The organism is Streptomyces sp. NPDC047042, from assembly GCF_040644035.1.
Lineage (GTDB): Bacteria > Actinomycetota > Actinomycetes > Streptomycetales > Streptomycetaceae > Streptomyces.
This window is the reverse complement of sequence record NZ_JBEYVP010000065.1, coordinates 36,614-46,564: the sequence shown is the minus strand read 5'-3', so window position 1 is coordinate 46,564 and position 9,951 is coordinate 36,614. Positions and strand designations below refer to the sequence as shown.

Genomic DNA, 9,951 nt, shown 5'->3' with positions numbered 1-9,951 from the left:
TCCCGACCCGCACTTGTCAGGCACCTGGCACCAGCGCCTGACCGCCGACCGCGCGGAGAAAGCCACCCGTGTCGTGGTCAACTCCGTGGTCTTCCGCTCCTCCGGACAGAACCTCACCACCGCTGGCACCTACATCGAGATGGCCTCCCGCCTGCTCGAACCAACTCTGCTCGCGCTCGCCGTCCTCGCTGTCCGCAGCCGCATTAAACGCTGACACTCACGACCTAACTCACCGGCCCGCACAGCACTACCAGGCTTGGACAAACGGAACGCTGCACCGGCGGCCCCGATGGTGTCTCCGCGCTACCGAACACCACCAACACGCCCTGACCATGATCGGCTGCACCAATCAGCAGGACACCATCGCGGCCCCTGCTCTGAGACACCCCGAGCCCCGGGCCCGGTGCCGTTTTCACCAACCTAAAGAGACGCGAAGGCTGTGCACTTTCGGCTGTACCTGCCAGAGCCACATTCGGGTGTACGCCGACACCCCTAGTTCCGAGGCGGTGCCGGGTGAGATGCACGATCACGTGGCTCACGGCATTACTCCCGGTGGGACTGTTGGTCACGATGTCTCCATGTGGCTGGGGAACGCGTCGTCGCTGTTCGCCGGGTCGGGTTGGAAGAAGCGGCTGTAGCCCAGACCGGTCTCCGGGGTGATGTTGAAGACCACGCACAAGTGCTGCGGGTCGGCGCCGGTGACGGCGGCCTCTTCGAGGATCCGGTCCTCACGGAGTCGCTGGGCGGTGACCGGGAGGCCGCGCAGCCCTGACCCGCCCGACGGCCTCTGGCGGTGGTGGTTCGTTTCTCCGGTGAACTCCCGCCTGCCATTTGGGTGAGATTACCGAGGCGCGCCGACGCGGCACCGTAGCGGGCCGCTACCTCTCCTGATCAGCAACTCCGCCGATCGAGAGAGATGAGCGCATGCGCAGGATCAACGCGAAACTCGCCCTGGTGGCCGCGGCCGTCGCCACGCTGCTCGCACCCGTCACCGCGGCCCCCGCCGCCGCAGGAACCCTTGACCACACTGCGGGCACCGCACTGGCACGGCGGGATATGCCCGAGCCGCCGCCGGCGGACGTGGTCGTTAAGGAACTCGACGAACTCACCGTCGCGGCCCCGCACCCGATGACCGGCTACTCGCGGTCGAAGTTTCCGCACTGGGTCACCCAGTACGGCACGTGCAACACCCGGGAGGTCGTTCTGGCCCGTGACGGTCAGGACGTCGAACGGGACGACCAGTGCCGGGCCGTTGCCGGTGTGTGGGTCAGCGCGTACGACGGCAAGGTGTCCACGAAGCCGTCCACCGAGGTCGACATCGACCATGTTGTACCTTTGGCCAACGCCTGGCGCTCCGGTGCCGACCTGTGGGACACCGCCCTGCGCCGCAAGTTCGCCAACGATCTCGACGACCCCCAGCTGATCGCGGTCTCGGCGTCGTCGAACCGGCAGAAGGGCGACCAGAGCCCCGACCAGTGGGCCCCGCCGCTGCGCTCCTACTGGTGCACCTACGCACGGGCCTGGACCCACGTGAAGTACGTGTACAGCCTCAACATCACCGAGCCGGAGAAGAACATGCTGACCGAGATGGTGGACACCTGCCCCGCATGAACCAGCATCCGGATGCCACCAGCTATCAGGACGAGGTCGCGGCGGGGCCCGGCGGGGTGATGACCGACGACGTCGGCGTCATCACCGGCGACCTCACAGTCCGCACCACCCTCGAGGACGACGGGCACAGCGCGCGCGTCAGCGTGCAGTACACCGGTGCCGAGGAGTGGTACACGCTGACCGGCAGCCCCGCGCCCGTACCCGACGGGGGCCTCGCCGCCTACCACCGCGACCTGCTCGGCCGTGTCCGCCGAGGCCAGGCCGCCCAGGCGACCTGACCCTGTGACCGTCCACGGCGCCTTTGCCCCAGCTCGCGCTTCGGCAAAGGCGCCGCCGGTACCGCTCGGCACGATGCTCTCTGCCAGCCCGCGCCGCGTGTACGCAACCGCCTGACGTACCCCCGTCATCGTCGCCCCACCAGAGGCGGTCCCGGGAATCCCGCGTGATTCCCGGGGCCTTTGCCCTGGAACGTTGACGCTTCCTCGACCGCGTACCTCAGGCAGGGCGGGCCCGGCTGAAGCCGCCGGGGCCAGGGCGTGTCGACGGGTCATGCCGGCACGTCGCGCACCCCGAACGTCCCGCTCAGTGCGACGGGTCCAGGGTGCGCGGGCGCTTTCGCCGCGCTGGACGGGATGCCGCCGCGTTCCTCAGATGACGGTGATGGTCGCGGACGGGGAAATGCGGTCGCCGGCGGTGAACTCCATGCTGGTGGGGCTCTGTGGGGGTGTCGTCGGAGGCGCTGACGCGGACCCACATGACCGAGTGGGAGCCGTCAGCGGGGATGGCCGGGTCGACGTCGGAGAAGGTCAGCAGCTGGCCGTCCCCGGAGATGTCGCAGATGTCGCCTCGCAGATGTCGCCCCATGTAGGCGGTGGTGTTTCCGCTGGTATCAATGACGGTCAGCTGGTGGTCGGGGTGGTTTCGGGAGCGACTCTTGGCCCCACCTACGGACTTTCCGCTGGGGCCAGACAAGTCGTTCATAGCCACGAGCCAGAGATTATGAAGCCAGAATTGAGATTCTGCATTGGATGACGAAGGACAAGTGTCCTTGGACAGCGAATCCGGTCGTCCGCCCCGCGCTGACCGCGGTGACTAACTTGATCGGCAAGGGCGTTGGTGAGGCCGTCCCCGCTCGCCAACGCCGTGACCTGCGACGACTACGTTGGATGGCAAGGAACTCCACGGACTGGGTTCGATGTCGACGGACAACTAGTTCGCCGGGGGCAGACAGGAAAGACGCGCGAAGGACTGGCCAAGGCGTGCGCCAGCATGTCAACGTAGATCACCTTCCGATATATAACCAGGTCAGGAAGGTGATTGACCGTAGCCTTGGTTCCTGGGAGCCCCGGATTCTCCACCACCGTCAAGGCCCTGCGGCGGTGTGAGCGGCAGCTTGGTCGGGGCGAGCCCACGCTCGTCATGGACCCGTTCACCACCGAGGACTTCCATCTGGTCGTAGACGACCGGCCGGACGTGCACATCAATTCGGAGGACGGCCGTTTCTATCTCGGATGGTTTGCGCTCGGCCGCCCCGGTACCAACCGGGAGGTTTGGAAGATCGTCGGCACCGGTACGGCGAGGGTCCGTGGCTACAACATCTCGTTCGACGTGGAGACGCCGGCACCGCGGACCGAGGTGTTTTGCCGGAGAACGTACTTCGTTCGCTGGCTTTCCCGGGCCCAGCCCTCACTCATGCGCTTTCAACCAAGGAGGCTGTCCGTGCCCCGTACGGAGATGACCGTCGGCGAACTCATCGACCAGCTGTCCACCTTCGATCCGAACACTCCGGTCCACCTGGCGATGAACCCGTTCTTCCCGATGGAGCACCGCCTCGAACAGGTTGTCCAGGCGACGGACGTGACCGGTCGAGCGGTCGTCTATCTCGCGGAGGGCCGGGACGCAGACACCCAGTTCGGCCATCTGCCGCCCGAGGTCGCCGTCCTGCTGGCCTGGCAGGGCCCTGTCCAGGCGCCCCCGCGCCGTCCCCGCCGCACCGCCGGCGGCAAGTAGATTTCCCCACCAGCCGTTGGAGGCGCGCCTGAACCCCGACTTCCCGTTCGACCGGTCCACCCCGAACAAGGCCCAGGGCGCGTACTGGGTCGGTCCCCGTCATCTGGCCGGCGACGACGGTCGGCTCTACGACGCCGTCGCCGACACGCTCACCGGCCTCGGTTGGACGAGCCTGACGATCCTGCGTGGACGACGGGAGCCGGACGAGGAACCGGAGGACCGGCAGGTCCTGCGCTCCACCGTCCTGCACCTCAGTCCCGACACCCTGCGCTGGGCCCAGTGGGTCCTCGCGGACGAGCCGTTCTATCTGGGGGAGTTGCCGATCGCCTGGCACGTGTCCGCCCGAACGGACACCGACAGCCCGCTTGCCCGGTGGTCCGCGTACTTCACCCCCGACGTTCCCGGCGAGGTCGTCGTTGACTTCCTCTTCGCCCTCGACGCCTACGAGCAGCCCGCCGAGCCGTTCGCCGCGCCTGAGGTCGTCCTCGACGCCGTCACCGGACATGGCTGGCTTCGCGACATTGACCAGCCCGGTGCCGGTGCGATGGACCCGACGTTCACCTCGCACCTCACCCTCGGCGAGGTACCGTCCCTCATCCAGGACGCCGACCCGCGCGCACTGGCACTCGGTGTGGACGAGGCGGGTGCGGCCGGATGGCAGGCGTGGGCCGAGCCGGTGTTCGGCGCCCCGTGCCTGTGGGCGGCGTCGTTCAGTGGCAGCGTGCCGCACGACCTCGTTGCCGCGTTCGCCTCCTCCCTCAGTTCCACGGTGCCGGTCCTGCGACGGGTACTGCCAGAGAGCACCAGAGACCGACTTCTGCGCGCCCCGGCCAGCTGAGTGCCGTGTACCTGTGGACGACACCCCGGCAGGCAAGGAGATCCGGTGCGGAATCGGCTGGGCGGAATCGGTGAACAACGTCCCCGTGGTCGACGCGAGCGGACGGATGGTCACACAAGGTCACGTAAGCCGAGGGGGGCAGCGGGCACAGAACTCCGGCGGGTGGCCGGGGTTCCACCCGTGGAGGCGCACGCCGCACGTGGCGCCGGCCGCTCCGCCGTTACGCAGCATCCCCCAACCCCCGGCAGAACGTGACTTCCTCGCAATGATCGGGTCGCCCGAGAGTCCCTGGCATGAGCAGCGGACGTCCGGAGTCGAATTCTGAAAATGCCATGGCGAGGGGTCGCCGACCAGAAGTTCGGCGGTCCCTCGCCGCGTGCGGTCTAGCCTGAGCGTAGGTGGTCCTGCCGCTGCCCTCGGCGCGACCCGAGGAGGCGTCGCGCGAGCTGCTCGACATAGTGCCGGACATGGGGCGGCATGGCCTCGGGGAGAGCGCCGAGCGGGAACAGACGCAGTTCCTGGCCTTCACCGAGGACCAGCTCGTTCAAGGTTCCGTCCCAGACCGTGACGAACACGTGGGGCGGCGTCTTGCCCCTCTCGTACGCGGTGATTGCGACTTCCTCGATGGCGTCCGGGATGATGCCGGTCTCCTCCCGCAGTTCACGCAGGATCGTCTCGCGCGCCGTCTCTCCCGCCTCCGCTCCGCCGCCGGGCATCGACCAGCGCCCTGGCCACGCGATGTCGGCCTTGTCGTCCCGCAGCTGAAGGAGAACCTCCTGACGTGGGGTGGTGACGAACGCGAAGCACCCGCGGGCCTTCACCTGACGACCCGCCATGCTGGCCCTTTCCCGTACGACGGCATCCAGTCGGCACCGGACGTGCACTGGGCTCCACCACGATTCACACCAGAGGCATGTTCGGGGCGCATAGCGGCCACGCGCCGAACGCCCGATCCTGCGTCGACAGACGGGGCGGGACCGGGCGGGTGGGACACTACTCGTTTCAGCGGCCCAGCGCTGTCCGTACGGCGCTGGTGATGTGAGCGTCGACGAGACCCGGAGCCCCAGAGACGATCACCAGCATTGTGCCTGCCCGGACCGCCGTCTGCTTGACGACGGTGCGCCGTCCGTCGATGCGGTAGGTGAGCAGCTGGCTCCACTGCTCGTCTCCGAGGCGGGGCGTCGGGGTCGTCTGGACGTGCACGTCGATGAGCGTGCCACCCGCCAATACCTGGTAGTTCGGACACGACGCCATCGTGTCAAAGATCCGGTCCGTGCCGGTGGACAGCTTCGCGGCGGTGTCGCTGTACAGCTCCTCGGTAACCTCCGAGGAGCTGCTGCCTGCGTAGGTGAAGGCGGCCTTCGCGCGGTGGGGGAAGTCGAGAGACCCGCCGGTGACCGCGTCGCCGCCCAGGTCGTTCAGGGCGGGGCAGCCCAGGACCGTCACGTCGTCGTGCCGGGAGGAGGAGTTCCCCGGCTTGAGGGAGTAGCCGCTGCCGAGATCCTGCTCGCTGAGCAGGCGTGCGTCCAGCGCGGCCGACGACAGCGGGAACTCAGCCGTCGTGCTGTCGTCCGCCGCCGGTGTCCCGGTGCGGACGGAGGACGGGGCGGTGAGCGTCCGCTCGCTGGTATTCGTGGAGCAGGCATACAGGGCGAGGGCGGTGGCGGCGACGAGGCCGACGGCGGTGGTGGTGACGCGAACGCGCATGCGGAACTGACCCCTTGGTGCTGGGCGACGGGTGGTCAGTACGGGCCCGCAGGCCCGGTGGGGTCGTAGGAGTGGCGGTCAGTGCCCGAGGTGGCGCAGGCAGTCCTCGAACGTGGCGTGCGTCGCGTCCGCCGGCGCGGCGTGCCGGTTGTACCAGGCGGTGTCGAGCCGCGTCTCGTGCTGCTGGTGGCCGTCCCGGCAGCGCAGCCAGATCTCGTCGCGGGTCGAGAGGACAAGCCAGTCCCGGTACGCCCCGCAGGCGGTGCACGCGGCCATCTCGCCGTTGATGACGAGCGGCTGGGGCCACGGCATCATCCGCCCAGCCACCTGGTCATGGCTCGGAATCCGCAGATCCGGCGGAAGGAAGTCGTCAACCATCCCGGCCGACTCTTCCGCTGCGATAGCGGCCCGGATCCGTTCCACCTCCGGCGGCACCCAGCTCTCCAGCCCCGCCCACATCCGATCGTGCACGCGACGCATCTCCTCGATGTCCGCTCCGCGACGTCGCCGTATCCGCTCCAACAACTCGCTGTTCTCCCTCGTCTCGTCCAGCCCGCGTCATGATCGTGCCCCATGTCCCCCACCTGCTTCAATTCACAAACTCCACAGTCACGTCCGTCCGCGCCGGGACCCGGGCCGCTGTGGTGCCTGCCGCCCAGCCCGGCGTGCGGACTCATCCGGCTGAGGGGCACCGCTCACCATGCTGCTGGCGTCGGCGGGCAGGCCCGCGGCCCGGCGCAGTCGCCAGACCAGGACGTCACTGACGGACTCGGCCGTGCCGAGTTCCCGATGCCCGGCGGCGTCGGCCAGGAGGACGGCGGGGTCGTGGCCGGCGGTCTCGGCGTCGGCGAGGGTCGCGGCGAGCGCGTACCAGCCGGGCTCGCCGAGGATCCGGGCCGCCAGGTGCGGCAGCGCCTCGCGCAAGATCTTCGTCTGGCGTTGGAGGAGGGGCCGCCCCAGGTGACGGCCGCGCTGGTAGAGGGCGCCGAGCGGCTGGGCGGCGGCCAACCGGTAGGCGGCACGCAGATGTTCAGCGGCCCGGCGGGCGGCGGCGGCCTGCTGGGCATGGCCCTTATTCGCGTGCCAGTGGGCGACGGCGGTGATGAGGAAGAACAGCATGTCGATCGCCATCGCGGTCGTCGCGCCGTCCTCGCCCCGGCCGTGGGCGGGGCCGCCGCGGACGAGGTCGCGGGCCGCCTGCCGCAGCGCCCGGTCGTGCCCGCGCTCGGCCCGGACGTGGGAACGGGAGGCACGCTCGAACGCAAAGGCAGCCTCGCGCAGTTGAGCCCGGGTGTGCGCGGCGGACGTCTTGGCCAGGGCGTCCAGGATTTCGCCGGCGGAGGCGATGTGGGCGGCGGCGACCGCATCGTCGCCGGACTCGATGACGAGCACGGACTGCCACGCCGCCGAAGCCGTACGCCGACGGGCCGCAGACGGCCCGCCCGGCGCCGTACGCTCCCTCGGGCCAGTGGGTACGGCGTCCTGGCCGTCGTGGTCGGCGGACCAGCGTTCCCGGATCCGGGGCAGGGACAGGTCCGGCGCGAGACGCGCGCCGAGGTAGAAGACGGGCTCGCCGTCCTTGTTGCGGTCGTCGGGCAGCGCAACTTTGTAGCCGAGCAGGTCCCCGGAGGGCGCGGCCCGTTTGCGGATCAGCAGACCGGCGGCGGTCAGCCGGTCGAAGAACTCCTCCTCGCTGGTCGCTCCGGCCACCGCGCGCCGTACGGTCTCGCGCAGTTCCTCCCGTGCGGTGCGCGCTCGGCCCTGGCGCTCGGCCTTGTGGCGTTCGGCGCTGGTGGGCCGCTGGGCGGCGGTGCCGTCACCGGGGGCGACTTGGTGGAGGTCGAGTTCCTTCTCGATGAGGCGGCATTCAGTCTGGGCGCGTTTGCCGGAGCGGAAGTCGTCGGGGCGGCTGCCGTCCTCGCACACCAGGGTGGCGACGATGTGGATGTGGTCGTCTGCGTGGCGTACGGCGGCCCAGCGGCAGCCGGGCTGCCCGCCACCGGGGTCGATGCCGGTGGCGGCCACGACCCGCCGGGCGATATCGCCCCACTCCTCGTCGGACAGGATCCGGTCGTCCGCCGTCGCGCGCACGGAGGTGTGCCAGACGTGCTTGGCCGGCCGCGCGTGCCGGGGGAGGGCCATCACGGGCTGGTCGAGGAGGAGTTGGAGTTCCTTGAGGGTGGCGTGCGGGTCGCGGCCGGGGTCGGGGGACATGCCGTCGAAGGAGGCCACGAGGTGCGGGTCGGTGTGCTCCTCGGCTTTGCCCGGACCGTAGAGGTAGGCGAGCAGGCCGATGGTCCGGGAGCCGGACTTGTTGACGCTGGGGATCACGTGGCGTGCTGCTCGATCAGTCGGGCGGAGGCGTCGCGGACGCTCTCGGCGGCGCGGTGGACGGCGGCGATCGCCGCTTCCAGCTGGGGTGCTTCCACGCCGGAGTTGAGGGCTTTGACTGCCTGGTTGAGGTTGCTGCCGGCCCAGCCGAGCTTGCGGCGGCTGTCGAACAGGGCAGTGATCACTTCGCGTTCGCCGGCGATCTCGGTGCTCGTGCGGTCAAGGTCGCGGGCTGCGGCGAGCGCGGCGCGGGCGAGGAACCCGGCGACGGACAGGTTGCACCGGGCGGCGGCGGACTTGACCGAGACGAACTCGTCGTCGTTGAAACGGGTGTTGGGCTGATGCAGGCGCTTCGTGGCGCGCGGCTGACGCGGACGCTGACGCGCGCGGTCAGCGCGCTCACGGCGCTCGGTCGGCTTCTCCTCCTGTCCCGGCTTCGATCCGCCCCCGGTCGAAGCCTCCTGGACCTGCGCCCCCCGGTGCTGGTCCTCCCCGTCCCCCTTGGGGGCGGGGTTGGCGGAAGCTACGCTTCCGCCCCAACTTGCTCGCGACGGAACGGAGTTGGAGTTGGAGACAGGTTCCGGGGTGGTGCTGTTCGTGTTCGGGTTCGTCATCGGGTGTCGGGCCTCTTGGAGCGGATGCGGTGCTGGGCGGTGGCGACCAATTCGACGATGTCGGACGGGCCGGGGAGGACGTGGACAGGTCCGTCAGCCGTGTGCTGGACGAGCCACTGGCCGGTCGGGACGAGCACTGCGGCATACAGAAGCCTTCGGCGGACCAGGACTTCCGCCCAGGCGTTCGCCTCAGCGGACGTGGGCGGGTGGTTCGGATGGGGACTCACGGGTGCCTCCTGGTACGGGCGGTGTCCCGGCCTATGACCGAGCCACCGCAGTTCACAGTGCTTTGACCTGCTGCTTTGCGGGTTACCCGCACTCGGGGCAGCGCCCGACGTGGCCGCTGAGCGCCCGAGCCATCCGGGCTTTGGTCGACACGGCCTGCGTCGCGCTGGACTTCGCCGCCGGAGAGCCGGCATGCAGTTCGGAGTGGGCGCGCAGGTAGCCGATCTCCCGCTCGTACTCGTGGCGGAGACTGGCGAACTGCTGGCAGGTCTTCATCGGGTCGTGCTCCTGGTCGGTGAGTTGTCGGCCTCGGTCCGCAGTTGCTGGAGGACGAGGCTGATTCGGTCGTTTCGGACGCCCATGAGGTCCTCGCGGCGGAGGATCTCCCTCAACTGGACCCGGGTGACGCTCTCGTTGCCGTCCCGCGAGAGCAGAGCCGGTACGTGAGGACGCACCTGCTGAACGAGCTGGTCCACGGACTGCCCCGGCTCACGCGGCGGGCGCTGCTTCCGCGGGCTGCGCGACCGGCCACCGCGCTTTCCCTTGCCCTTGGCCTTCGTGGGGGCCTGGTGACGTACCGGCGCTTGGTGTCCCCGGTCCCCGGTGGTGTCGGTC

General features: G+C 69.5%; 12 protein-coding genes and 3 pseudogenes. 6 read left to right on the top strand and 9 right to left on the bottom strand.

The genetic code is table 11. The features are described from left to right. From ABZ855_RS45305 to ABZ855_RS45295, 3 genes and pseudogenes are all read left to right on the top strand, one after another. Window positions 1–214 (top strand): annotated as a pseudogene (locus tag ABZ855_RS45305) (pentapeptide repeat-containing protein); the annotation flags it as partial. A 710-nt stretch (window positions 215–924) separates the two neighbouring features. Further along, window positions 925–1,611, top strand: coding sequence for an HNH endonuclease family protein (locus ABZ855_RS45300; protein ID WP_360818904.1), 687 nt, complete (start codon window positions 925–927; stop codon window positions 1,609–1,611). Then, on the top strand, window positions 1,608–1,889 hold the full coding sequence (locus ABZ855_RS45295) for a hypothetical protein (RefSeq protein ID WP_360818901.1): 282 nt from the start codon (window positions 1,608–1,610) through the stop codon (window positions 1,887–1,889). Before ABZ855_RS45300 ends, ABZ855_RS45295 begins: the two co-directional genes overlap by 4 nt. Window positions 1,890–2,193: 304 nt before the next feature. On the opposite strand, the gene ABZ855_RS45290 is transcribed toward ABZ855_RS45295, so the two are convergent. Then, complete coding sequence (locus ABZ855_RS45290; protein WP_360818898.1) at window positions 2,194–2,475, bottom strand: hypothetical protein; 282 nt, start codon at window positions 2,473–2,475, stop codon at window positions 2,194–2,196. A gap of 453 nt (window positions 2,476–2,928) precedes the next feature. Here ABZ855_RS45290 and ABZ855_RS45285 point away from each other — a divergent pair. The 3 genes and pseudogenes from ABZ855_RS45285 to ABZ855_RS45275 all read left to right on the top strand — a co-directional run. Next, window positions 2,929–3,234 (top strand): annotated as a pseudogene (locus ABZ855_RS45285) (hypothetical protein); the annotation flags it as partial. 96 nt (window positions 3,235–3,330) lie between these two features. Next, entirely contained in the window at window positions 3,331–3,621 is a 291-nt protein-coding gene (locus ABZ855_RS45280; protein WP_360818910.1) for a hypothetical protein, read from the top strand. A 16-nt stretch (window positions 3,622–3,637) separates the two neighbouring features. Then, window positions 3,638–4,459, top strand: coding sequence for a DUF317 domain-containing protein (locus ABZ855_RS45275; protein ID WP_360818891.1), 822 nt, complete (start codon window positions 3,638–3,640; stop codon window positions 4,457–4,459). A gap of 383 nt (window positions 4,460–4,842) precedes the next feature. On the opposite strand, the gene ABZ855_RS45270 is transcribed toward ABZ855_RS45275, so the two are convergent. The 8 genes and pseudogenes from ABZ855_RS45270 to ABZ855_RS45235 form a co-directional block, all read right to left on the bottom strand. After that, window positions 4,843–5,295 carry an NUDIX domain-containing protein gene (locus ABZ855_RS45270; RefSeq protein ID WP_360818888.1) on the bottom strand — a complete coding sequence of 151 codons (453 nt, stop codon included), beginning with the start codon at window positions 5,293–5,295 and terminating at the stop codon, window positions 4,843–4,845. A 166-nt stretch (window positions 5,296–5,461) separates the two neighbouring features. Then, entirely contained in the window at window positions 5,462–6,166 is a 705-nt protein-coding gene (locus ABZ855_RS45265; protein ID WP_360818885.1) for a hypothetical protein, read from the bottom strand. 78 nt (window positions 6,167–6,244) lie between these two features. Beyond that, window positions 6,245–6,646: a hypothetical protein gene (locus tag ABZ855_RS45260; protein ID WP_360818883.1), complete on the bottom strand. Its 402-nt coding sequence runs from the start codon at window positions 6,644–6,646 to the stop codon at window positions 6,245–6,247. A 129-nt stretch (window positions 6,647–6,775) separates the two neighbouring features. Continuing rightward, on the bottom strand, window positions 6,776–8,497 hold the full coding sequence (locus ABZ855_RS45255; RefSeq protein ID WP_360818880.1) for a mobilization protein: 1,722 nt from the start codon (window positions 8,495–8,497) through the stop codon (window positions 6,776–6,778). Next, window positions 8,494–9,111 carry a hypothetical protein gene (locus tag ABZ855_RS45250; RefSeq protein WP_360818877.1) on the bottom strand — a complete coding sequence of 206 codons (618 nt, stop codon included), beginning with the start codon at window positions 9,109–9,111 and terminating at the stop codon, window positions 8,494–8,496. The genes ABZ855_RS45255 and ABZ855_RS45250 overlap by 4 nt, the downstream gene beginning before the upstream one ends. Further along, window positions 9,108–9,338: a hypothetical protein gene (locus ABZ855_RS45245; RefSeq protein ID WP_360818874.1), complete on the bottom strand. Its 231-nt coding sequence runs from the start codon at window positions 9,336–9,338 to the stop codon at window positions 9,108–9,110. The genes ABZ855_RS45250 and ABZ855_RS45245 overlap by 4 nt, the downstream gene beginning before the upstream one ends. Window positions 9,339–9,420: 82 nt before the next feature. Further along, the gene (locus tag ABZ855_RS45240) at window positions 9,421–9,612 is read right to left on the bottom strand and encodes a hypothetical protein (protein WP_360818870.1); all 192 of its coding nucleotides are present in this window, start codon (window positions 9,610–9,612) and stop codon (window positions 9,421–9,423) included. Continuing rightward, window positions 9,609–9,951 (bottom strand): annotated as a pseudogene (locus ABZ855_RS45235) (hypothetical protein); the annotation flags it as partial. The gene ABZ855_RS45240 and the pseudogene ABZ855_RS45235, both read right to left, overlap by 4 nt.